Below are 22,981 nucleotides of genomic sequence, written 5' to 3'. Positions count from 1 at the left end.
ACTGCGCCACCCCGAGGAGGAGCGCGAACTCCGACCGGCCGCGGCGACGGCCCTGCCTCGAAAGTGAGGAGCGGGCGCGTTAGCGGGCGGTCAGGCGATATCTCGACTGGTGTCGATCGCGACCCCCTCTGTCAGCTCGAGGGTGATCGACTCGGTAGGCTGGCCGCCGTACCTGAACGTCGGCACCGTGAGGACGGTCTCGAGGCGACCCCCGACGCGGTCGGTGTGGAGCTCGAAGACGGCGTCGGCGGCGTGGAGGGTTCGGGCCCGGTTACGGGGTTCCGCGCCGCGCAGACAGTGGAGGACGGCGACGCTGTCGGTCTCGAGCAGCGCCCCCTTCAGCTCGTTCAAAAAGGCGACGTAGTCGTCCGGATCGGATCGCTCGAGTCGATCGGCCGTGTCGACGATCAGGAGCGTCTGTTCGGACAGGTCGGCAACGGTCCGGGTCGCGTCCTCGAGCCCGTCCGCCGGGAGCCGTTCGACCGCCGGTTCGCCGACCGCCGCGGGGGCGGCCTCGAGTGCCGACCGGACGGCCCGGACCGACCGCTCGGTAGAGAGGTACTGCGTCTCGCGTGCGGCCGTCAGCTCGTACAGCAGGCGTTCGGACTGGCTGGCCGGTTCGGCCGTGTAGGCGACGAGCGCCCCCGTCGGCAGGCCGCCCTCGAGCTTGCGATCCAGCGCGTCGATCCCGGTCGGGAGCCGATCGGCCATGCGGTCGGCGAGGTTGTGACAGCGACGGTATAGCTTTTCTCCCCGCGAACAGGGAGATTCAAGGGGTTCGCAGGCCCCCTATCCAACGAGATGCGCCACGACCACGTGATCACGAGCAAACACCTCTCGCGAGCGGACGTCGAGACCGTCCTCGACCGGGCGGCCGAGATCGCCGCCGATCCGTCAGCCGTCGCGGATCGCCACGCCGGGGCGTTGCTCGGGCTGCTCTTTTTCGAACCGAGCACGCGAACGAAGATGAGCTTCGAGACGGCGATGAAACGCCTCGGCGGAGACGTCGTCGACATGGGATCGGTCGAGTCCTCGAGCGTCACGAAGGGCGAGACGCTCGCCGACACCGTCCGAGTGATCGAGGGGTACACCGACGCGCTCGTCCTGCGCCACCCCAAGGAGGGCGCCGCGACGATGGCCAGCGAGTTCGTCGACGTGCCGCTACTGAACGCCGGCGACGGGGCCGGACAGCACCCGACACAGACCCTGCTCGATCTGTACACGATCCGGGAGAACGCCGGGCTCGACGATATCACGATCGGGATCATGGGCGATCTGAAGTACGGCCGAACCGTCCACTCGCTGGCTTACGCGCTGTCGAACTTCGACACCCGCCAGCACTTCATCAGTCCGGAGAGCCTGCAGCTCCCCCGGGAGGTCGTCTACGACCTCCACCAGCAACAGGGCGGCCGGACGGGGATTCGCGAACACGAGAGCCTCGAGGCGGTGCTTGGCGATCTGGACGTCCTCTACGTGACCCGGATCCAGCGCGAGCGGTTCCCCGACGAGTCGGAGTATCGGGAGGTCGCGGGGGAGTACCAGATCGACGCGGAGACGCTCGAGGCTGCGAGCGACGAGCTGACGGTGATGCACCCGCTGCCGCGGGTCGACGAGATCGCGCCCGAGGTCGACGACACCGAGTACGCCGCGTACTTCGAGCAGGCCCACAACGGGGTGCCGGTTCGGATGGCGCTGCTCGATCTCCTGTTGAGCGAGGACGGAGGTGGAAGCGATGAGTAACGGGGGCGACGACCGCAGCGAGCACGAGCTGCGGGTTAGCAAGATTCGGAACGGCACCGTCATCGACCACATCAACGGCGGGCAGGCGCTGAACGTCCTTGCGATCCTCGGCATCGACGGCAGCCAGGGCGAGGAGATCTCGGTCGGGATGAACGTTCCCTCCGATCGGCTCGCGCGCAAGGACATCGTCAAGGTCGAGGGTCGGGAGCTGAGCCAGGACGAGGTCGACGTGCTCTCGCTGATCGCGCCCGACGCGACGATCAACATCGTCCGGGAGTACGACGTCATCGAGAAACACCGCGTCGAGCGCCCCGATGTCGTCGTGGGCGTCCTCTCCTGTCCCAACGACGGCTGCATCTCGACCGGCGAAGAGCCCGTCGACTCGCGGTTCGAGGTCGTCGACGACGGGGTTCGGTGTTCGTACTGCGGGACGATCGTCCGTGAGGGGATCGCGTCGCTGATCGAGACCTGATCGGCCGACTGATACGGACTTCCGAAAGAGCCCATAATTGATAAGTACGAGCCACGCGACGTCTCGAGCGGACATGTCCCGCGTACGCACCATCCTGATCGCTACGTTCGTCATCGCGCTCGTCTGGAAGGTTACCCTCGGTGGCTCCTCGGACGTCGAGTACGAGTACGAACCGGAGCAGTAGTCGATCCGAACGGCTTACGGCCCCGTAGCCGTACACCGTTCGTATGTACGGCGTCGTCACCCGAAACGAGGACGAGGTACGGTGGCCGGAGTTCGACCGCGGCTTCTACGAGGTCAAAGACGTCACCGGCAGATCCGCCGAACCGATCGAAGACGCGGTGAACATGGTCTCCTGTTTCGGCGACAACGCCGCGGCCGACGCCGATCCGTCGCTGGTCCCGGTCGACGATCTGGGTCGGCCCGCCACGCGGGATCGGAAGTACTTCGACTGGGCGTACGTCTGTCCCTCTCGCGAGGACTACCGCGATGGACTGTTCGAAATCATCGACGACTGCGCCGAGGCGAACGCGGACGTCCGTCTCGACGATATCGGCTTCCCCCGCGAGGAGTACTGTCGCTGTGGCGTCTGCGAGCAGAACTTCCAGGAGAGCGAGTACGACGACCGCCTCGAGTGGCGCGCCAGCGTCATCACCGAGTTCGTCGCGGAGGCGGTCGAACACATCCCCGGTCGGGTCTACATGACGCTGTATCCGGACCCCTACCCCGGCCATCTCTACGAGCGGGCCGGGATCGATCTCGAGGCCCTCGAGGAGTACGTCGACGAGTTCGTCGTCCCGCTGTACGACACGGCCTACGAGACGACCTACTGGCTCGAGACGATCGCGAAGGGCTTCGAGAGCGCGCTCGAGACGCCCTTCAGTATCGAGCTGTACGCCGTCGACGTCGACGTCGACAACCTGATCCACGCGACGGAGGTCGCGGAAGCCTACGGGACGAACGTCTTCTTTGGCTACCAGGCGTCGAACGCCCGGGCCGCGTTGCGCCGCCGCAGCGCGGACGAGCGCGACGGCGTCACCCACGGGGATCCCGACGGCGCCTGAGCGGGATCGGGCGCGAAGTCGCCGCCCGGCGTCGGTAACCGACGTTCGGTTCCACCGTTGCACAGTGGTGACAGCTGACACACAACTTTTGGTCCTCGGGGTCGAACCCGAGTTCGTGTACGAGCGCGTGCTGTTCCCGACCGACGTTGGCGACCCCCCGGAGCGGGCGCTCGAGACCGCGCTCGACCTCGCCGAGCAGTACGACGCGGAACTCCACGTCCTCACCGTCGTCGACACGACGAGGGTCGCCACGGACGTCGAAACCGGACCCGCGCTCGAGCAGGCCGAGCGAACGGGATCGGCGACCGTCGAGAACCTCGTCGAACGACTCCGCGAGCGGGGCCACGAGCGGGCCGTCGGCACGGTCGTCCACGGCCGGCCCCACGACGGCATTCTCTCCTACGCGGAGAACCACGACGTCGACCTGATCGTAATGGGGACGCACGGTCGAACCGGGCTGGACCGGTATCTGGTCGGGAGTGTCACTGAGAAAGTCGTTCGGCTCTCGGACGTTCCGGTGTTGACGGTTCGACACCGTCTCGAGGCGTGACACGGATTACTGTCAGTCATTTCCGGAGCGACCGCGAGCGGTCCTGCAGTCGCTTCGGGAAATCATTACAGCAGGCCGTACGAGACGGCCCTCCGTCCTCGGAACGCGGTTCTCGAGTTCGAAACGTCCCCTGTGGTGCTGGTCGGTTATCCGAACGGCGATAGATCGGGAAGGCGTGCTTCGCTCGGACGAGGATCGTGGCTGCGACGTTATCGCGTGTCGTGACGATCGTCGTCATCGCCGATCAGGTCGTCGTCATCGTCGTCACCGATCAGGTCATCGTCATCGTCGCCGACGAGGTCATCATCGTCGTCGCCGATCAGGTCGTCATCGTCGTCGTCACCGATCAGGTCGTCATCGTCATCGTCGCCGATGAGGTCGTCGTCATCATCGTCGCCAATGAGGTCATCGTCATCGTCGCCGATCAGGTCGTCGTCGTCGTCGACGAACTCGTCATCGTCGTCACCGATGAGGTCGTCGTCGCCTCGATCCGCCGTGTCGGTGGCGCCGGTCGCCGATTCGGCACCCGCCGTCGTCCCGGCACCGGCCGCGCCGGTGTCCGCTCCGGAGCCGGAGTCGAGGTCGCGCTCGAGGTGAATCTCGTCGTCGGTTACCTCGGCGACCGCTGGCTCCTGTAGGGGGTAGGCGTCCCCGTCGGAGTCCCCCCAGCCGAGTTTGGCCTTGATCGTGTCCGTGATTCCGGGGTCCGGCTCCACGTGTGCGGTGCCGTGTTCGACGTCGGCGACGAGACCGACCTCCTCGCCGTCGGCGTTGATCACTGTCTTTCCGATGTCGTCGTCGGTAAACTCTGGGGACATTGCGATTTGAAACACGACGGAGAACCGTACAATGGTGTTGCTTGCGGTGGCTTGCGACTCGAGTGTTCTCGCGGGCGATATCGGACGTCCGTCAACTACTCATTGAACTCCGGTTCACGCCCCTCGAGGAAGGCCGCGACCCCCTCCTCGTGAGAGTCAGAGCCGCGCGCCTGGACCTGCAGCGTGTTCTCGTAGTCGGCGGCCTCCCGCCAGTGGCGGGCCATGTTCTCGTGGAGGGCCTGCTTGGTCATCCCGATCACGTCCGTCGGTCGGCGTCCGAGTCGCTCGACCGTCTCTCGGACCCGATCGTCGAGTTCGTCCGCGGGAACGGCCTCGTTGACCAGCTCGAGGTCGGCCGCCCGATCGGCGTCGAAGAACTCCCCGGTAAACGCGAGCTTCTTTGCGGCCCGCAGGCCGACGATGTGGGGAAGCATGAACGTCCCACCGGTGTCGGGGATGAGCCCGACCCTGACGAACGCACAGGAGAAGGTGGCGTCCGCGCTAGCGTAGGCGATATCGGAGAGGGCGACGACGGCCAGCCCCGCCCCGATGGCGTCACCGTTTACCTTCGCGACGATCGGAACCGGCGACTCGAGCATCGCCTCGACCACCCGGCCGAACGTCTCGGTGACCTCCTCGTAGGACTCGCGGGGCGGGCTGGGCGGTTCGGCCATCGCCTCGATGTCGCCGCCGGCGCTGAACGCGTCGCCTTCTCCTGAGACGACGATCGCGTGGTGGTCGTCGGGGTCGGCCCGCTCGATCGTCTCGGCCAGCTCCGTCGCGACCGCCTGGCTCATCGCGTTGAGAACGCCCGGTCGATCGAACCTGATCTCGAGAACGCCGTCGTCGGTATCGACGTGCATACGCCAACACGTCGCGGACGGCTAATAACAGTACGCGGTGTGGTCGGTTCAGTAGGCAGCGTGGTCAGTTGCGCGGCCGTTACGGCAAAACGCGAGGAGTAGAACTCGAGAGCGGGCTGGGGACGGAGCTGTCGTCAGTCGGACGGGACCGGCGGGGCGGTCGCCTCCTCCTCGGCGACGTTGAGTTCGGAGGTGACCAGCGCCCGGTAGGCCCGGCGCAGGCGCTCGGAGAGCGCCTGGTGGGAGATGTCGAGCTCCTCGGAGAGCTCCTGCATCGAGACCTCGCGGGGGATCTCGAAGTAGCCGTGGTCGATCGCTGCGACCAGCGTCTCGTACTGGCGCTGCGTGAGACCGCACTGGGAGTGACTCTCGTCGGCGACGTCGAACAGGCGCACGATCGTCGGCGTCACGTCGTTGTCGACGAGACGATCGTACAGCGAGCTGACGTCCTCGCGCTCGAGGACGCGCACGCTCAGGAGCCAGGAGCCGCCCGAGGCCGACGCGCTGAGGACGGTGCCACCCTCCTCGAGGACGAGCTCGAGGGGGTCGACCGTCTCGGGGTCGAACTCGATGTCGTACAGCCAGCGGTCGTCGTCGCTGCTGATCAGCGAGTAGTCCTCGATCGCGGCGGCGTCCGCCATCGCGGCTTCGATCTCCTCCTTCGACGGCCCGGACAGCCACAGTCCGTGGCCGCTCGAGGCGATGACCTGCTCCATCTCGCAGGTGAGCGATGGGACGGCGTCGAACAGCTCGGCCAGTCCGGTTCCGTCGCCCGGAATCTCGAGGTCTGCAATGGATGTCATTGTTCTCACTCACGAATACAGGAGGAAACACAATAACCGCACTTCCAAACTGATCAGAACCCACTGACCTGAAAATCAATCATTCTTTACACTCAATTAAAATTATATTATTTGTAGCGGAGGATATCCGGGTGTCAGCCCGAGAAACGGCCGAAACGGGCCGTGCGATCAGTTCTCGTCCGCCATCGACGTCGGGAACGGCTCGAGTTCCAGTATCGTTTCGACGAGATCGGCGGGATCCTCGCTTCCCCTGCCGACGATCTCACCGCTGACCGTCTCGGGATCGCGATCGCCGACGAGGATTGTCGGCAGCGGCGCCTCGGAGAACCCCTCGACGACGACGACGTCGTAACCGCGGCGCTCGAGGCGGGCGAGGGGACTCGAGAGCGCCCGGAGCTCGGGGTCGTCCGTCCGGAAGAACTCGTCGTCGGGCTCGTCGGGCGGATCGCGCTTCCCGCAGGCGGTGATGTCGAAGGTGAGCTCGGGCGTGACGCCGACGACCGTTTCGGCGCCCGCGGTTCGGTGACGGTGGGTGTCGGCGCCCGGAGTGTCGATCTCGATATCGTGGTGGATCGACTTGACGGTCGCGACTCGCCCCTCCTCGGCCAGTCGTGGGACGAGCTCCTCGACGAGCGTCGTCTTGCCCGAGTCGCTCGGCCCCGCGAGAGAGACGACTCTCATAGCGGTCTCGTCGGCGCGGGTCGTTCGAGAGCACTCACGGTGTTCACGCGCGGACGTGGACCCCGTTCGACAATAGCCGTTCGGGTTCGGTCCCGCCGCGCGGTCGACTCGAGGGCGGTCGGTTCGATCTCACGCGATCACGACTCGGCCGAGAACCCGGTCACGGACGGTTCCCCAGTGTCGGCAGCGTCAGCACGAACGCCGATCCCTCGCCGGGCTCGGAGTCGACTCGAATCTCGCCGCCGTGGCGCTCGACGATCCGCTCGCAGATCGCGAGTCCGATCCCCGTCCCCCGCCGTTCGTGGTAGCCGTGAAGCCGCTCAAAGACGTCGAAGATCCGCTTCTGGTTCTGCGGTTCGATCCCGATTCCCTCGTCACGAACCGAGACGTGCCACTCCGAACCCTTGCGTTCGGCCTCGACTCGAACGACCGGGCGTTCGTCGCCGCCGTACTCGAGGGCGTTCGAGAGGAGGTTCTGAAAGAGCTGTCGCAGCTGCGTCTCGTCGCCCTCGACGCGGGGCAGCGGTTCGATCGTCACGTCCGCGTCCGTCTCCTCGATCCGAACCTCCAGGTCCTTGCACACGTCCTCGAGCACCGCTTCGAGCGCGACCGGTTCGAACGGGGTTCCCTGCGTCTCGACCCTCGAGTACGCGAGCAGCCCGTCGATCATCGCTCGCATCCGGTCGGCGCCGTCGACCGCGTACGCCAGGAACTCCTCTCCGTCGGCGTCGAGTTCGTCCCCGTAGCGCCCCTCGATCAGCCGGAGGTAGCTCGAGACCATCCGCAGGGGCTCCTGGAGGTCGTGACTGGCGGCGTAGGCGAACTGCTCTAAGCGCTCGTTCGAGGCCTCGAGCGCCCGTTCACGATCGTTTCGGTCACCGGAACCGGGCCGGCTCGGTTCGGAACCGCCGGACCGCCTTTCGGGTCGCCACTCGAGCGGGAGCGTCTCATTACGTCCGCAGTCGTGACACTCGAGTTCGAGGCCGGCTCCGACGCGAACGCGAGTCACGTCGCGGCGGCCACAGTTCGGACAGCACAGCCACGCCTCGAACTGCTGCCCGTCGCGGGACCGACCGTGGTTTCGATCCGTGTCGTCCCCGTCGTCGTCACACTCTCGAGGATCCGCCGCCCGGACTATCCGACGTTCGCGATCCCACTCCACGCGCCCGGAATCCGCCAGCTTCGGGAGGTGAACGTGAACGAGGGCGACTCGCACTCGCTCGCACGTTCCGTTCTCGAGTTCGCGCGACGACTCCTTCGCGGCGAGACGCGTCGCGAGGTCGGCCACGGACAGCGGTTCGTCACTCGAGCGAAGGAGTCGGAGTATCCGTCGGCGAGAGCGGGAGACGGACGGTTCGACGCCGACATCGGCGGGGTGGGTGCCACTCATTCCGTACGAAGGCGTCCGGCACAAATCGAAATAGTATGTGGGGTAGTCCGAACAACGGAATTATATCCGGGCGGCTATCTCGGCGCTCGCTCGACCGAATCGAGCAACACCGTCGTGAGGACCTGCTTGGTCCCGCCCCGAATCCGTTTGGACATCGCCTGCTGGGTAATTCCGAGTTCGGCGCCGAGCTCCGACAGGGAGGCCTCGCTCGGCGTATCGAAGTAGCCCCGGTTGAGCGCCAGTACGAGCGCCGTTCGCTGTTCCGGCGTCAGCCCCAGCTGTCGCCCCGAGTTGACGTGTTCGGACAGCGAGTAGACCCGCTCGAGGTGAACCGAGATCTCGTGGTCCGTACAGAAGTTGTAAAACTCCGCGAGCGCGTCGTGGTTCGGAAACCGCAGCCGAAAGAACCAGCTGTCGGTGCTGTAGGCCTCGAGGATCACCCCGTCGGCCTCGCCGATTCCGTACAGCAGGTCGTGGACGTCGCCGTCCCAGGTCGCCCGGTAGAGGGCGTAGTCGTTGACCGAATCCAGACGCATCAGATCGTGAACCGCCGGATGCGCTCGGATCGCCCGTTCGACCTCCTCCGGGTCGTCACACCGAACCCAGAAGTACGGCATCATCGACCCCGTCGCCGGGACGATGCGCTCGAGTTCGATGGTGGTGTCTGGCGCCTCGGTGAAGACGTCGCCGAAAACGAACTCCGAGGACGGGACGGTAAACTCCGCGATGATACTCATTCGTCCGTTACTCCGCCGGAACCGATATCGATCTTGCGGAGCGCTCGAGGGATAGTTCTCGAGGGTAGCGGGTCGGACACGGTTGTGAACTACGCCCAGAAACGCTCGCTACGCTGGGCCTTTCTGGTCCAGTGGAGCACCCGGTAGTAGTCCCTCAAATCGCGCTGGCCGGTTTGCTCCGCACGAAGTTGTTCGTCGTAAAAGCGCGCCGGGCGCGATAGGCGCTCTGCGCGGTGGCGCAGCGCGGTCCGCGGATCCCAGCAGGAGTTCGCTCCGAGTTGCCCAAGACCACAGGAATAGGTCTTGACAACGATAGCGCGCTCTGTGAACGGATCAACGAATTCGGGGCCCACGATATCATTGAGAAGTGTTTCGATTGTAATAGAAGAGGTGATTCATGAGCTCAGATAATGGCCATTACATATATTTGAATTAGATAGAAAGTCTTTCGTGGTGATAGCAATTGGTTTACTGCAGTGAATGCGGTGCTGAAGCAGATGTTAGCGCAAAATTCTGCCGAGAGTGCGGGACTGAACTCTTGGATAGAAGCCAATCGGAATCGACTACCATTCCAGATGAAACAGAATCGCTTGATGAAGAATCTGAATTACCTCCTAGGGGTGAGCCAGACTCAAGTATCAAGAACGATGAGGACGGAATCGACACGATATTAGCGGTAGTTTCCGTCGGAATGGGACTAATCGTTGGAATGTTGGTTGCACTCGCATTTGCCGAGATTGGTGGATTTGCCTTCTGGTTTCTCGTAACTATTGTAGGGGTGAGTTATTATTTGTACTCACGAAAGGAGTCCCCACGTAGTGCGATTGGAAGCGGATTGTATATTACTGCAATCTGGCTCATTCTCGCACCGTTGTTATTCTACATGGGACTAGCAGGAGGGGCAGATCCTGATACGGCTGCAGGAACGGGACAAGCCGTGGGCAGTATCCTTGGTATGGTTGTCTGGGGATTCATCGGACTATTACTTGCGATCGTTGTCGGGGCTGTTGGATACTTCGTAAATAGGAGTACAGATTAGTCTTCCAACAACTAAGGAAAACTGGCTTCTAAAATCATCTATACGTTTCTAACCCTGCTGCCTCGAGTGCTCGACCCCACGTCCCCCATCGACTTTATGTGAACTTTTAGCTGTAATCAAATAACGAGAGGTCATCTTTGACGGGAGAGGTGGATGGTAACAACCAACAGAATGAAGGCTGCGCGCGAGAACTACGGTGTAGATGCCAGACGTCGTCGGGTGCCGCTCACTGAGTGACTCAAATCAAGCTGAGATAACATCGGCGCGGAGCCTATCGCCTCGCCGTCTGCTGGTTAGCATGACTCAAAGTCGTGAAAGAAGGAAGCGGGCCGGGCGCGATTTGAACACGCGACCGTCTGATTAAGAGTCAGACGCTCTGCCGGACTGAGCTACCGGCCCTGTACCTCCGACTTTCGGACCTGGATAAATATACGTTTCCCTTGGGAGGCGCCGTGTCAGGCGTCTCCAAACGGCTTCTCCTCGAGCGTACGCCGACGTTCCAATCTTCGGGACCGTTAAGTACGGTCGGTTCGACCACACTCTCACATGAGCACGGGGGTTACTATCTCGTCGATCTCGGACTATGCGATTCTCGGCTGCGGGAGCGTCGGCTACGCCGTCGCCGAGGAACTCGTCGAGCAGGGGAAAGACGTCGTGATCATCGATCGCGACGAGAGCCGCGTCGAATCCCTGCGCGACCAGGATCTGGATGCCCGAACCGCCGACATCCGCGAACCCGAGGCCGCCGACCTCGTTGCCGAGCGGGACGTCGTCCTGATTCTCGCCTCCGACGTCGAAGCGAACAAGGCCGCCGTCGAGCACATCCGCACGAAAAACGACGAGAGTCAGTTCCTCGTCGCGCGCGCGAGCGACCCCGTCTCGGGCGACGAGCTCTCCGATCTCGGCGCCGACATCGTTATCAACCCCTCCTCGGTGATCGCCGAGTCCGCCCTGCGGGCGCTCGAGTCGGGCGAACTCGAGTACAACGCGGGCAAACTCGCTCGGCTGGTCGAGGAGACCGACTCGCGGATGGCGATCCTCACTCAGGACAGCCCGGATCCGGACTCGATCGCCAGCGCCGCGGCCCTGCAGGCGATCGCCGATCACCTCGAGGTCGAGGCCGACATCATCTACCTGGGTGACGTCGGTCACCAGGAAAACAGGGCGTTCGTCAACCTGTTGGGGATCGATCTGGTTCAGTGGGACGAGATCGAGGACCCCAGCGAGTACGACACCGTCGCGCTGGTCGATCACGCCACCTCCTCCGAGATGAGCCTCGATATCGATATCGTCATCGACCACCACGAGGCCGAGGAGACCTACGACCCCGGGTTCGTCGACATCCGCCCGAACATGTCCTCGACGTCGACGATCATGACGAAGTACATCCAGGAGTTCGACATGAACGTCTCCGAGGAGGTGGCCACCGCCTTGCTGTACGGGATCCGCGCGGAGACCCTGGATTTCAAACGCGACACGACCCCCGCCGACCTCACCGCCGCCGCCTACCTCTACCCCTTCGCGAACCACGACACCTTAGAGCAGGTGGAGTCGCCGTCGATGTCACCCGAGACGCTCGACGTCCTCGCCGAAGCGATCACCAACCGGGACGTCCAGGGCAGCCATCTCGTCTCGAACGCCGGCTTCGTTCGGGACCGCGAGGCGCTGACCCAGGCTGCGGGCCACCTGCTCGACCTTGAGGGCGTGACGACGACCGCCGTGTTCGGTATCGCCGACGAGACGATCTTCCTCGCGGGCCGCTCGAAGGATATCCGTATCAACATCGGAAAGGTCCTCGACGACGCCTACGGCGAGATGGGCGAGACCGCGGGCCACTCGACGCAGGCCAGCGCGGAGATCCCGCTGGGCATCTTCACCGGGATCGAAATCTCGGAGGGGACTCGAGACACCCTGCTTCAGCTCACCGAAGAAGCGGTCAAGCGGACGCTGTTCGACGCGATGGGCGTCGACGGCAGCGAGGGATCGAACGGAAACTGATCAGGCGACGATCTCGTCCTCTTCCTCGTCGTCGGGGTCGCGGACGCGCTCGACGACGTCGTTGATCAGGATGACGTCGCCGACCGACCGAACCCAGCGGTAGGGGACGATGACGCCCTTCCTGGCGCGAGCCTCCTCCCGGAACAGCTCCTCGTTCAGGTTGCCAAGCGCGAGTCCTTCGATCGTCTCCTCGCTGATGTTGAGCTGGAGATCCTCGACCTCGCCGACGAAAACGCCGTTGTTCGAGTACACCTCGCGACCGACGAGCGAGGTGACCTCCTGGTGCGTGTCGTCCATGGTAGGTGGCATGCAGGGGTGACTCTTAACTCTTGGTCAGACGGGGCGGGCGACGCCGATCGGCTCCGACCGAGCGCGTTACTCTTCGAGGAGTTCGTCGACGGTCGCGTGATCGGCCAGCAGCTCCGCCATCCGCTCGACCGTCCCGGCGTCGCGGGTGCGCCCGCTCCTGACGACGTCCTCGGCTCGTTCGACCGTCGTCAGCGTGTCCGTCTGGACCGAGAGGATCGGCATCCCCTTCTCGGTCGCCTGACCGACGATCGCGCCCGAGGGGCGGTGCCCGCCCGTGAGGATGAGACAGCGGACGCCGGGCGCCTCGAGCGCGGCCGTGTGGATCTCGGCTCGGTCACCGCCGGTGATGACCGCGGCGTCTTTCGTCCGGCGGAAGTGTCGCAGGGCGCTGTCGGCACCCATCGCGCCGACGGTGAAGCGCTCGACGTAGGCGTCGTCGCCCGCATCGACCAGCGTCGACGCCCCGAGTTCGTTCGCCAGTTCAGCGACGGTCACGCCCGCGAGCGTCTGCTCGCTTGGGATTACGCCGTGGACCGGGATCCCTCGGCCCTCGAGGAAGGGGACGACGTCGGTCTCGAGCCCGTCGTAGGCCGCGTCGGAAACGTTGTTGAAGACGACGCCTGCGAGGCGGTCGCCGAACGTCCGGGCCGCCGCGAGCACGTCGTCGGCGTCGCCGGGGACCTCGTAGGAGGCGACCAGCAACACTCGGGCGTCGAGCAGCGCCGCCAGATCGGCGTCGGCGAGTTCGACGATCTCGCCCACGTCGTAGCTGCCGCCACCCTCGAGGATCATTCGATCGTGGTCGGCCGCGAGCGCGTCGAACGCCTCCCGGACGCGCTCGCGGATCTCCTCCGGTTGTTCGCGGCCGCGGATCGCCTGCTCGACGAACGTCGGCGAGTAGACCACGGGTTCGAGGTCGTGGATCTCGGCCTCGAGCTCGAGCAGCTCCTTGGCGAGCATCGGATCCTCGTCCAGGGTCTTCCCGACGTTGCTCTGCAGGCGGGTGCCCTTAGGTTTCATGTAGCCGACGCCCTCGCCGCGCTCGCGAGCGAGGCTGGCGAGCGCCAGCGCGATCGCCGTCTTCCCGGTGCTCTCCTCGAGCGAGGCGACGAGGATCGGTTGCGGTGAGCTGTCGGCGGTCGGTTCGCTGTCCGTGTCGGTGTCGGTGTCGGTGTCAGTCATAGTTCGTCGGTGTCGACGGTGAGTCGGAGGTCGATCGCCTGTACGCCATCGGGGCCGGCCACGAGCGGATTCACGTCGAGTTCGAGGATCGACGGGAACTCTGTCACGAGCTGGGAGAGCCGCTGGATCGTCTCGACGACGGCGTCGACGTCGGCCGGCTCGCGCCCGCGGGCGCCGCGCAACAGCGGCGCCGCCCGGATCCCGTCGACCATCTCGCGGGCCTGGCCGTCACCGATCGGGGCGACCCGGACCGAGGTGTCCTCCAGGATCTCGACGAAGATTCCGCCCAGGCCAAAGAGCAGCAGGGGACCGAACTGCGGATCGCGGTTCATGCCGACGATCGTTTCGGTCGACTCGTCGAGATCGAGCAGTTCCTGGACCTGGACGCCGAGAATCGTCGCGTCGGGCTGGTAGTTACGAGCCCGGGCGACGACGTCCTCGTAGGCGTCGTAGACGTCGTCGTCGCTGACCCCGACCTTCACGCCACCGATGTCGGACTTGTGGGAGATGTCGGGGCTGACGATCTTCATCACGACGTCGCCCTCGATCGATTCGGCGACGTCGCGGGCCCGGTCGGGGCCGTCGACGATCTCTCCCTCCGGCGTCGGGATCCCGTAGGCTTCGAGTAGATCCATCGACTCGACGCCGAGGCGGTTGTCGTCGCGGTCGCGGGCCCGCTCCAGGATCTTCCGGGCGCGCTCGCGGTCGACGTCGAACTCGGTCGGCTCGTCGATCGGCCGATCGCTGATGTCGCGGTGGCGAGCCAGCGCGTCGAGTCCCGCGACCGCGCGGGAGGGGTCGAAGTAGTTCGGAATGCCGAACTCCCGCAGGACCTCTTCGGCGGCCCGCGCGCGGTCGCCACCCATCATGCAGGTGACGACCGGCTTGCCGTGTTCCTCCCGTTTTTCGATCACGACCTCGGCGAGCTTGTCGTAGGCGAGCACTGCGGTCGGCGCGCTGACGACGACCGCGCTTCCGACGTTCGGATCCTCGAGCGCGATGTCCAGCGCCTCGCGGAAGCGCTCGATGTCGGCGTCGCCGATGGCGTCGATCGGGTTGTAGACGTTGGCCTCGTCGGGCATCGCCTCGGCGAGCGCGCCGATCGTCTCGTCGGTGAAGTCGGCCATCCGGAGCGAGGAGTCCCCGACCGCGTCGGTCGTGAGCACGCCGGGGCCGCCGGCGTTGGTGACGACGGCGACGCCGTCGGTCTCGGGCTCGGGCAGCCCCGACAGCGCTCGAGCGTAGTCGAACAGCTCTTGGACCGACGTCGCCCGTACGACGCCCGCCTGCTCGAGGCCGGCCTCGTAGGCGCGTTCGCTGCCGGCGATCGCCCCGGTGTGCGAGGAGGCGGCCTGCGCGCCAGCGTCGGTGCGGCCGGACTTGACGAGCACGATCGGGGTGTCGTCGGTCACCTCGCGGGCCGCCCGGACGAACCCCTGTCCGTCGTCGATATCCTCGAGGTAGCCGATGATGACGTCCGTGTCGGGGTCCTGGCCCCACTCGCGGACGAAGTCGGTCTCGTCGAGGACCGTCTTGTTGCCCAGCGAGACGACGTCCTGGAAGCCGATCCCCTGCTCGTTGGCCCAGTCGAGTACGGCCGTGATGAACGCCCCCGACTGGCTCATAAAGGAGATCGAGCCCTCGAGGGCGCTCTCGGGGCCGAAGGTCGCGTTCATCCCGTTCGGGGTCGACATCACGCCGAGGCTGTTCGGGCCGACGACGTTGAGGTCGTGCTTCGCGGCGAGTTCGCGGAGGCGCCGTTCGCGCTCGGCGCCCTCACCCCCGGTCTCCGAGAACCCGGCGGTGATGACGACGACGTCGTCGGTACCCGCCTCGGCGACGTCCTCGATGGCGTCGATCACGACCGTCGGCGGAACGACGACCACCGCCAGATCGATCGACGGTGCGTCCTGTACGTCGCGGTAACACTCGAGTCCGAGGACCTCGTCGCGGTTGGGGTTGATCGGGATCACCTCGCCTGCGAACTCGTCTCGCAGGTTCTCGAGGATCGCCCGACCGACGGCGCCCTCGCGGTCGGTGGCGCCGACCACGGCGACGGTCTCGGGTGCAAAGAGGTCGGATAACCGTCCCATCACTCGAGTGTTTGCCGGGCAGCGGGTTAAACGTGTAGCGTGCTCCCGCAGTCCGGGAACCTAATGCATCGAAATCGCACTGCCGGCCCTGCTCGAGGCGAGGATCGCCAGCGCGTAGATCGCGATCGCGACGACGACGATCGAACCGCCGGGAGGGAGCCCCTGCGAGATCGCGAAGCCAAAGCCGCCGAGCACCGAGGCCTGCCCGAACAGGATCGACAGCGAGAGCGTCTCGCGGAACCCGTGGGCGACCTGGGAGGCCGCCGCGACCGGGATGACGAGCATCGCGGCGACGAGGATCACGCCCATGATCTGCATGGCGCCGACGACGACGACGGCGGTCATCACGATCAACAGCGTGTTGTACCAGGTGACGTTGAGGCGGGCGACCCGGGCGGCCTGCTCGTCGAACGTAATGAAGAGCAGCTGCTTGTAGGTGAGCGCGACGACGGCGACGACCGCGACGGTCAGGATCGCGACCAGCCGTGCGCCCTCGGCAGGGATGACGGCCGCGCTCCCGAACAGGTAGTCCTCGATGCTGACTCCCGAGAAACCGCCCCGACCGTAGCTGATAATCAGCGTCCCGACGGCGAAGCTCCCGGTGAGCATGATCGCGATCGGCACGTCGCCGTAGGTGTTCGTCCGCTCGGACAGAAACTGGACGAGTAACGCACCGACCACGGCGACGACGAGTGCGGAGACGAGCAGGGAGCCGTCCCAGTCCGTCGTTGCGCTAAACAGCAGCCCGATAGCGACCCCCGCGAACGCGGTGTGGGCGAGCGTCTCCCCGATCAGGGCCATCTCCCGGTGGACGAGGTAGGTGCCGACCAGCGGGGCGGCGATCCCGACGAGCACGCCCGTCGCGATCGACCGCAACATAAACGAGTAGCCGAAGACGCTCGTGCCGAGGTAGTAGTCGAGCCACATTCCGGCGACCGTATACTGCTCGTACAGCGTCCCCGCGTAGGGGTACTCCTGGAGCCACTCGAGGGCCAGAAAGCCCATCATCACGACCGCGAACACCCCTGTGAGCGCGATTCCGATCCGCTCGAGGTGGCGTCTGGTTGTCCGCTCCATCAGTGGTGGTGGTGGACGACTTGCCCGGTCGTTCCGTACGCCTGCTCTAAGGCGTCGCTCTCGACGAACGATTCCGTGTCCCCGTGGTGGAACAGCTCCGTGTTGATGCAAGCGATCCGATCGGCGCGATCGGTGACGACGCCGATGTCGTGTTCGATCAGGACGATCGTGATTCCGGCGTTGTTGAGCGAGTCCAGCAGCTTGTAGAACGCGTCTCGGGATTCGGCGTCGACTCCGACGGTGGGTTCGTCCAGCGCCAGCAGGTCGGCCTCGGAGGCCAGCGCTCGCGCGATGTAGGCGCGCTGGCGCTGTCCGCCCGAGAGTGCGTTGATCCGTCGGTCGGAGAGGTCGGTAATACCGACCGTCTCGAGGGCGTCGTCGACGATTTCGCGGTCGGCGTCGGTCAGCCGCGAGTGGCCGGCATGGGCGAACCGTCCCATCGTCACCGCCTCGCGGACGGTGACGGGCATCGTTCCGCCCCGGCTGGTGGCCTTCTGGGAGACGTAGCCGATGCGCCCGCCCTGGTCGAACTCGTCGACGGGCTGGCCGAAGAGTTCGATCCGTCCGCTGTCGGGGCTGTGCAGGCCGAGCATCAGGTGCAACAGGGTCGTCTTCCCCGACCCGTTCGGCCCGACCAGCCCGAGGAAGTCTCCCGCGTCGATCGTCAGCGAGACGTCTCTAACGGCGACGGTTTCGCCGTAGGAAAACGTCACGTGCTCCATGTCGACGATCGAACTCACGGGACTCTCACTCGCGTATCGAACGCGGATATTCTTATGTCTTCCATTTCGCCGTCTACTCGGCACCGAGTGCTTTCGCGAGCGATGGGATAGTGATCTCTTCTAACTGCTCGGCCCAGCCGTACCCCTGCTCGTTCCACTCCTCGGTCGTCCCCTCCGCGGGCGTGACGGGTTCGGCGTCCGTCGCGTCGGTCTCGTCGAGCAACACCTCGACCATCTGTGGGACGTCCTCGTCTGGATCGGGCGTCTCGAATGGATCGTAGAGGATCGTATCGATGTCCTCGTCCTCGATCACCTCGATCAGCTCGGAGACGTCCTCGCTCGATTCGACGGCGTCGGGCGAGACGCCGACGGGGGTTCGGATCTCGAAGTCGTAGCGCTCCTCGAGGTAGCCGAACGACTGGTGGCCTGCGAGGACCGCCACCTCGCGGGAGGCGTTCTCGGCGACCTCCTCGAACCCTTGATGGACCTCGTCCATCCGTTCGGCGTAGTCGGCGGCGTTCTCCTCGTACAGCTCCGCGTTGTCCGGGTCGATCTCGCCCAGCTCGGCGGCGATCGCCTCGACCATCTCCTGGGCGAGGACGGGATCGACCCAGACGTGGGGATCGGCGAACTCCGTCGATTCCTCGTCGTCGCTATCCTCGACGACTGCGACCGAGAGATTGTCCGCGCTCGTATCCCAGACGACCTCGCCGTCCGCGACGAGTTCGAAGACGACCATCGTCCGTCCCTCCTCGAGACCGTGGAACTCGACGCGATCGCCCTGCGGTTCGATCTCGATAGCGTCGGCGTCAGCGCCGTCGGGAACCTTGGCCTCGAGCGCGAACGGTTCGTCCTCGCCCAGCGGAAGGACGCGTCCCTCCGCGTCCTCGAAGACGCCCTCGATCGTGATCTGTCCGTCGAGCGGAACGTCGGGAACGCCGCCGTGCCAGTGGTCGTCGTGCCAGTAGGCGACCTCTTCGCCGGTGCGCCCGTCGTAGAGTTCGAACTCGGCGACCTCGACGGCCGTCGGATCGTCGTCGTACTCCTCGACGGGGTCGCGATCCTCGTCGGTCTCGCGGTCCATCGGGATTAACTGTCCCTCGACGGCCTCGAGCGCGTCGATCAGCTCGACGTCCTCGGACTCGAGGTCGGCGGCGACGTCCTGGGCCCAGGCGAACTCGGGGCTGTCGAGGTAGACGAAAAACGCCGACTCCGTGATCTCGCGCTGGAGGTCGACCGGCGGCTCCCAGCCGTGGCCCATCTCTCCGGTTTCGATCGGGTTCTCGATCGCCAGCTCGTCGCCGACGACCTGTTCCGTCCAGTCGGCGAGCGTGAAGAAGGCGGCGTACCCCTCGTCCGCGTCCCCGCCCTCGCCGTCGGGCTCGCTCAGACAGCCCGCGAGAACGCCGAGGGAGAGCGCGCCGGCGCTCGACCGCAACACTGCGCGGCGTGATCGTGTCATACGGAGAGATACGAGCGGGTGGGTAAAAGGGTTATTATGTAGGTGTGGTTAGTTAATAACTCGTTGCAGCAATCGGCTGTGTGATAACAACGAACGACGGCCTCGAGCACAGCCGGCAAAAGGGGACCGTCGGCGGGCGGAACGGGGAGACACGAGAGTCGGGTACGGGTGTGGAAGGGCGGAGCCGAGTCGCTAGTGGCCGTCGTCGTGGTCGTGGTCGTCGTCGTGGTCGTGATCGTCGTCGTGGTCGTGATCGTCGTCGTGGTCGTCGTGATCGTGGTCGTGATCGTCGTGATTGTGGTCGTGATCGTCGTCGTGGTAGTCGCCGTCGGCGTAGTTCTCTTCGGCGTCGAAGTCCTCGACGACTTCGACCTCGAGCTCCGGCGAATCCCAGTCGGAGTGGTCGTCGTGCCAGACCTGGAAGATGACCTCGGTGATCCCCTCCGCCTCGCCGGTTAGCTCGACGTGGTCGCCGTGGGACTCGATCTCGACGTTCTCCTCGGCACCCTCGACGACTTCGGCCTCGAGCTGGTACTCCTCGTCCTCGCCGAAGGCGATCTCCTCGCCGTCGGCGTCCTCGGCGTGGGCCTCGACGGCGATGGCGTCCTCGAGCGGAACGTACAGCGGGCCGTGATCCCAGTGGTCATCGTGGACGTACGCGAGCTGTTCGCCAGACTCGTGGTCGATCAGCTCGAACTCCTCGACGTCCATGTGGTGATCATCGTCGTCGTGATCGTCATCATGGTCGTCGTCGTGATCGTCATCATGGTCGTCGTCGTGATCGTCATCATGGCCGTCATCGTGGTCGTCGTCGCCGTCATCAGCGCCTGCCTCGTCGTCCTCGTCGTCGTCGCCGACACAGCCGGCGAGACCGAGTGCCGCGAGGGAACCGGACGCCGCGAGCAACTTCCGACGGGTCGAGCTGGTTCGATCGATCGTCATTGTTAGATACCACTCGTAGAGTACGAGTGGTTAGTAATGAAGCTGACGATGTTATTAATCGTTGCGGCGACGATCGAACGATAGTGGTAGAGCGGAGTAAAAGACGTAACGGGTCCACGGAGCGGGACGGGACGCCCTTCGGTCGGTCTCGAGGGGGAGACGGCGCCGATAAGCTGAATCGCTAGTCGCTGGTGTGGTTCACCGGTCCCTCGAAGTCGTCGACGACCTCGACCTCGAGCGGCGGGGAGTCCCACCCGAACCGATCGCCGTCCCAGAGCTCGAGGGCGATCTCGGTGGTTCCCGCCGAGCGACCGACCAGACCGACGCGGTCGCCGTCGGGTTCGATCGCGACGGTCTCGTCTCCCTCCTCGACGGCGACGGCACCGAGGTGGTAGCCTCCGTCCTCGCCGAGCGGCAGCTCGCCGTCGGCGTCCTCGACCCGAGCACCGACGGAGAGCCGTCCCTCGAGCGGAACGAGGAGCGGCCCGACCTCCCACCCGTCCCCGTCGACCGTCGTGAGCGACTCCCCGGTCTCGGGATCCGTGAGGCCGAACGCCTCGACGGTCACGTACTCTTCGGACTCCTCGTCGTCGTCGCCGAAACAGCCGGCGAGGCCGAACGTCGCGAGAGAGCCGGACGCCGCGAGCACCGCTCGTCGGGTCCGTTCAGTCGCCATCGCTCGAGGGGTCCCGAAGCGGGCGATCGAGAGGACGATCAACGAGCGACGAATCCAGATACATTACTAGATCTCTGAACTACCAGAATAAAGTGCTTTTGGGCGCGGCGGCTTCGAAAACCGCCGGAGTCGACCGATCGACGGCTCAGTCGGCGACGGCGGCCGGCTCGGCGTCGGCGTACCGGTGCAGTCGGTCGGGATCGATCGGGAAGACCGCCGTCGGCGTCCCCGCTGCCGCCCAGACGGTGTCGAACTCGAGCAGCGTCTCGTCTACGACGACCGGGACCACGGTGTCGTGACAGAAGGGCGGGACGCCGCCGATCGACCAGCCGAGGGTCTCCCTGATCCGTTCGGGGTCGGCCATCTCGACGTCCTCGGCCGATGCGTCGAAGGCGGCGCCGAGGGCCGACTCGTTGACGCGGTTCGCGCCGCTGGTGACGCAGACGACCAGCGAGCCGTCGACGTCGAAAGCCAGCGAGCTGGCGATCTGGGCGACGTCACAGCCGACGGCGTCGGCCGCGTCCTCCGCAGTCTTCGTCCCTTCCGGAAACTCCTCGACGTCGGGCTCGAACCCATAAGCCTCGCGAGCCCGTTCGGCGAACGTCGCTGCGCGCGGGTGCATGGACTACACCACCGAGACGCGCGACAAAAAGTCGTCGGACGGGGACCCGCTACTCGAGCGAGACGTCGAGGCGAACGCCGTCGAGCCGTCGGTAGGCGGGACCCGGGTCGCGGACGACCTCGAACGCGTCGAACCGGATCACGAGGCGTCCAGGATCGATCGTCGCCCGGAGGATCGGGCCCCGACTGGTGACGGTGACGTAGGGCGGGGCGGGAACCGGGCTCGCGCCGAGTTCGCAGCCAGCCGCGTCGACGGCGTCGACCAGCAGGGCCGACAGCTGCTCGAGCAGCCCGGCCGACTCGAGGGCGGCTCGCAGCGGAACGACGACCCGGTCGGCGTTCGTCGTCCGGGAGGTATCCCAGGGTTCGGCGACCAGATCCGCACAGTGATCGACGCCTTCGACGACGGCTCCCCACTCGCGCTGGATCCGGCGTCGCGTCGCCCGGACGGGGTGAGACACGACCGTCACTGCCACGGGCTTCCACTAAGCTCTCACGACTTTCGTGTGCTACCGTCGTCGCTCGCGAACCGTTCCGACGTTGATCGTCTCGATTTGGGACGCCGCCGCCCGAACCGCCTGCTTCCACTCGGGCTCCTCGCGCACTTCGAGCTCCGCCCGGAGCCGCTCGTTCTCGTCCTCGAGCGTCCGACTACGGCTCTCGAGGTCGTCGACCCGATCCTCGAGGTCGTACCGTCGGCTCCGGTGGGCCTCGAGGTCCTGGCGGAGCTTGTTTCGTTCGCGACGGAGCTCCTCGAGCTCCGCTCGGAGCCGCTCGTTGGTGCGTTGGCTCCGGTCGAACTTCCGCTTCTGGACGGTGACCTCGTCGTCGTCTTCGGCGAGGGCGACCTCGTTCGATCGGGTCGCGTTGACGACGGCGCCCACGAGCAGGATCATGCCCCCGAAGTACAGCCAGGTGAGCAACAGCAGGATGGCGCCGATCGCGCCCGCCGACTCGGAGTCGGCCGCCAGCGAGACGTACACCTGAAAGAGCGACTGGAGCGCGGCCCAGCCGACCGCGGCGACGGCGACCCCGGGGAGGATCTCGCGGACGGTGACCTCCATCTTGGGGAAGAAGTAGTACATCGGCATGAACGCGATCGAGAGCCCCACGATCAACAGGAGCGGGTTTATGAGCCCGAGAAACGGCACGTCCGGCAGGATCGCGAAGGCGATCGTCGCCGCCGACGCGGCCACCAGCGCCAGGGTGATCGCACCGAGGACGATGATCCCGTCACGAACCTCGCCGAGCAGGGAGCTCTCCGCAGTCGTCCCGTAGATCTCTGAGAACGCGGTGTCGAGCCCGCGGAAGATCTTCAGCGACCCCCAGACGAGCGTGACGAGCCCGATGATCGACGCGCCGGCCGTCGCCGGCGACTCCGTGAGGGCGTCCTCGAGCATGATCTGGCCGCTCTCGGGGAGGACGCCCTCGGTCGTCGCGGCGACGTCGGCCGCGAGCTGTTCGTCGCCGAGCAGCGAAACGAGAAAGAACAGGAGGACGAGCAGCGGAATCAACGAGATGAACGCGTGGTACGCGATGCTCGCGGCCATGAACGGAACGTTTTTCTCCTGGATTCCCGCCACGACCGATTTCGCGAACGGGACGGCACCCTGAGTGTCGCCGGACATACGGAACGAATTCGCTCGAGGGGTGAAAGATCACCCGCTTGCACTGACCGCTCGCGGTGTACGTAAGAGCCGCACACACCCTCACCGACTCGACCCGGGCCGTTCGGACCCTCC

23 protein-coding genes, 1 tRNA gene and 1 pseudogene are annotated in these 22,981 nt (G+C 65.5%); 6 read left to right on the top strand and 19 right to left on the bottom strand.

Annotated elements, in window-relative coordinates; translation table 11 throughout:
- Window positions 1-90: 90 nt before the first annotated feature.
- Window positions 91-711, bottom strand: a complete 621-nt coding sequence (locus tag QA609_RS09090) for a transcriptional regulator (RefSeq protein ID WP_278302279.1) — start codon at window positions 709-711, stop codon at window positions 91-93.
- Window positions 712-801: 90 nt separating this feature from the next.
- On the opposite strand from QA609_RS09090, the gene pyrB reads away from it, so the two are divergent.
- From pyrB to QA609_RS09070, 4 genes are all read left to right on the top strand, one after another.
- On the top strand, window positions 802-1,740 hold the full coding sequence (gene pyrB / locus QA609_RS09085; protein WP_278302278.1) for an aspartate carbamoyltransferase: 939 nt from the start codon (window positions 802-804) through the stop codon (window positions 1,738-1,740).
- Window positions 1,733-2,212 (top strand): aspartate carbamoyltransferase regulatory subunit, encoded by a 480-nt coding sequence (pyrI, locus tag QA609_RS09080; protein WP_278302277.1) that lies wholly within the window; start codon window positions 1,733-1,735, stop codon window positions 2,210-2,212. Before pyrB ends, pyrI begins: the two co-directional genes overlap by 8 nt.
- 227 nt (window positions 2,213-2,439) lie before the next feature.
- On the top strand, window positions 2,440-3,276 hold the full coding sequence (locus QA609_RS09075) for a hypothetical protein (protein WP_278302276.1): 837 nt from the start codon (window positions 2,440-2,442) through the stop codon (window positions 3,274-3,276).
- Window positions 3,277-3,343: 67 nt separating this feature from the next.
- Window positions 3,344-3,826: a universal stress protein gene (locus QA609_RS09070; RefSeq protein WP_278302275.1), complete on the top strand. Its 483-nt coding sequence runs from the start codon at window positions 3,344-3,346 to the stop codon at window positions 3,824-3,826.
- A gap of 209 nt (window positions 3,827-4,035) precedes the next feature.
- Here the strand turns inward: QA609_RS09070 and QA609_RS09065 are convergent, their stop codons facing one another.
- The 6 genes and pseudogenes from QA609_RS09065 to QA609_RS09040 form a co-directional block, all read right to left on the bottom strand.
- The gene (locus QA609_RS09065; RefSeq protein WP_278302274.1) at window positions 4,036-4,644 is read right to left on the bottom strand and encodes a PRC-barrel domain containing protein; all 609 of its coding nucleotides are present in this window, start codon (window positions 4,642-4,644) and stop codon (window positions 4,036-4,038) included.
- 95 nt (window positions 4,645-4,739) lie between these two features.
- The gene (locus QA609_RS09060) at window positions 4,740-5,507 is read right to left on the bottom strand and encodes an enoyl-CoA hydratase/isomerase family protein (RefSeq protein ID WP_278302273.1); all 768 of its coding nucleotides are present in this window, start codon (window positions 5,505-5,507) and stop codon (window positions 4,740-4,742) included.
- 134 nt (window positions 5,508-5,641) lie between these two features.
- Window positions 5,642-6,310 (bottom strand): helix-turn-helix domain-containing protein, encoded by a 669-nt coding sequence (locus QA609_RS09055; RefSeq protein ID WP_278302272.1) that lies wholly within the window; start codon window positions 6,308-6,310, stop codon window positions 5,642-5,644.
- 168 nt (window positions 6,311-6,478) lie between these two features.
- Complete coding sequence (gene mobB, locus QA609_RS09050; protein ID WP_278302271.1) at window positions 6,479-6,991, bottom strand: molybdopterin-guanine dinucleotide biosynthesis protein B; 513 nt, start codon at window positions 6,989-6,991, stop codon at window positions 6,479-6,481.
- Window positions 6,992-7,151: 160 nt separating this feature from the next.
- Window positions 7,152-7,844, bottom strand: a pseudogene (locus QA609_RS09045) (ATP-binding protein); the annotation flags it as partial.
- 611 nt (window positions 7,845-8,455) lie between these two features.
- Window positions 8,456-9,118: a helix-turn-helix domain-containing protein gene (locus QA609_RS09040; RefSeq protein WP_278302270.1), complete on the bottom strand. Its 663-nt coding sequence runs from the start codon at window positions 9,116-9,118 to the stop codon at window positions 8,456-8,458.
- 538 nt (window positions 9,119-9,656) lie between these two features.
- On the opposite strand from QA609_RS09040, the gene QA609_RS09035 reads away from it, so the two are divergent.
- Complete coding sequence (locus QA609_RS09035; RefSeq protein WP_278302269.1) at window positions 9,657-10,157, top strand: hypothetical protein; 501 nt, start codon at window positions 9,657-9,659, stop codon at window positions 10,155-10,157.
- A 325-nt stretch (window positions 10,158-10,482) separates the two neighbouring features.
- On the opposite strand, the gene QA609_RS09030 is transcribed toward QA609_RS09035, so the two are convergent.
- A tRNA-Lys gene (locus QA609_RS09030) sits at window positions 10,483-10,556 on the bottom strand.
- Window positions 10,557-10,703: 147 nt separating this feature from the next.
- Here QA609_RS09030 and QA609_RS09025 point away from each other — a divergent pair.
- Window positions 10,704-12,155, top strand: coding sequence for a DHH family phosphoesterase (locus QA609_RS09025; RefSeq protein ID WP_278302268.1), 1,452 nt, complete (start codon window positions 10,704-10,706; stop codon window positions 12,153-12,155).
- On the opposite strand, the gene QA609_RS09020 is transcribed toward QA609_RS09025, so the two are convergent.
- The 11 genes from QA609_RS09020 to QA609_RS08970 all read right to left on the bottom strand — a co-directional run bounded on the left by QA609_RS09020 (window position 12,156) and on the right by QA609_RS08970 (window position 22,867).
- Window positions 12,156-12,452: a PRC-barrel domain-containing protein gene (locus tag QA609_RS09020; RefSeq protein ID WP_278302267.1), complete on the bottom strand. Its 297-nt coding sequence runs from the start codon at window positions 12,450-12,452 to the stop codon at window positions 12,156-12,158. It abuts the gene before it with no gap.
- Window positions 12,453-12,530: 78 nt separating this feature from the next.
- Window positions 12,531-13,646, bottom strand: coding sequence for a phosphotransacetylase family protein (locus tag QA609_RS09015; RefSeq protein ID WP_278302266.1), 1,116 nt, complete (start codon window positions 13,644-13,646; stop codon window positions 12,531-12,533).
- Window positions 13,643-15,739: an acetate--CoA ligase gene (locus QA609_RS09010; protein ID WP_278302265.1), complete on the bottom strand. Its 2,097-nt coding sequence runs from the start codon at window positions 15,737-15,739 to the stop codon at window positions 13,643-13,645. Before QA609_RS09010 ends, QA609_RS09015 begins: the two co-directional genes overlap by 4 nt.
- A gap of 60 nt (window positions 15,740-15,799) precedes the next feature.
- Window positions 15,800-16,816 carry a metal ABC transporter permease gene (locus QA609_RS09005; protein WP_278302264.1) on the bottom strand — a complete coding sequence of 339 codons (1,017 nt, stop codon included), beginning with the start codon at window positions 16,814-16,816 and terminating at the stop codon, window positions 15,800-15,802.
- The gene (locus tag QA609_RS09000; RefSeq protein WP_278302263.1) at window positions 16,816-17,556 is read right to left on the bottom strand and encodes a metal ABC transporter ATP-binding protein; all 741 of its coding nucleotides are present in this window, start codon (window positions 17,554-17,556) and stop codon (window positions 16,816-16,818) included. The genes QA609_RS09005 and QA609_RS09000 overlap by 1 nt, the downstream gene beginning before the upstream one ends.
- Window positions 17,557-17,611: 55 nt before the next feature.
- Entirely contained in the window at window positions 17,612-19,000 is a 1,389-nt protein-coding gene (locus QA609_RS08995; protein WP_278302262.1) for a zinc ABC transporter substrate-binding protein, read from the bottom strand.
- Window positions 19,001-19,192: 192 nt separating this feature from the next.
- A complete protein-coding gene (locus QA609_RS08990) occupies window positions 19,193-19,942 on the bottom strand; it encodes a hypothetical protein (RefSeq protein WP_278302261.1) in 750 nt (249 codons plus the stop codon).
- A 181-nt stretch (window positions 19,943-20,123) separates the two neighbouring features.
- A complete protein-coding gene (locus QA609_RS08985; RefSeq protein ID WP_278302260.1) occupies window positions 20,124-20,618 on the bottom strand; it encodes a hypothetical protein in 495 nt (164 codons plus the stop codon).
- Window positions 20,619-20,763: 145 nt separating this feature from the next.
- On the bottom strand, window positions 20,764-21,240 hold the full coding sequence (locus QA609_RS08980) for a YbaK/EbsC family protein (protein ID WP_278302259.1): 477 nt from the start codon (window positions 21,238-21,240) through the stop codon (window positions 20,764-20,766).
- A 49-nt stretch (window positions 21,241-21,289) separates the two neighbouring features.
- Window positions 21,290-21,700 (bottom strand): hypothetical protein, encoded by a 411-nt coding sequence (locus tag QA609_RS08975; protein ID WP_278302258.1) that lies wholly within the window; start codon window positions 21,698-21,700, stop codon window positions 21,290-21,292.
- A gap of 48 nt (window positions 21,701-21,748) precedes the next feature.
- Window positions 21,749-22,867, bottom strand: coding sequence for a YhjD/YihY/BrkB family envelope integrity protein (locus QA609_RS08970; protein ID WP_278302257.1), 1,119 nt, complete (start codon window positions 22,865-22,867; stop codon window positions 21,749-21,751).
- Window positions 22,868-22,981: the final 114 nt, after the last annotated feature.

Origin of the sequence: Natronococcus sp. A-GB7 (assembly GCF_029688865.1) — an archaeon.
Lineage (GTDB): Archaea > Halobacteriota > Halobacteria > Halobacteriales > Natrialbaceae > Natronococcus.
The sequence above is the reverse complement of the archived record's forward strand: the minus strand, read 5'-3'. Positions and strand labels throughout refer to the sequence as shown.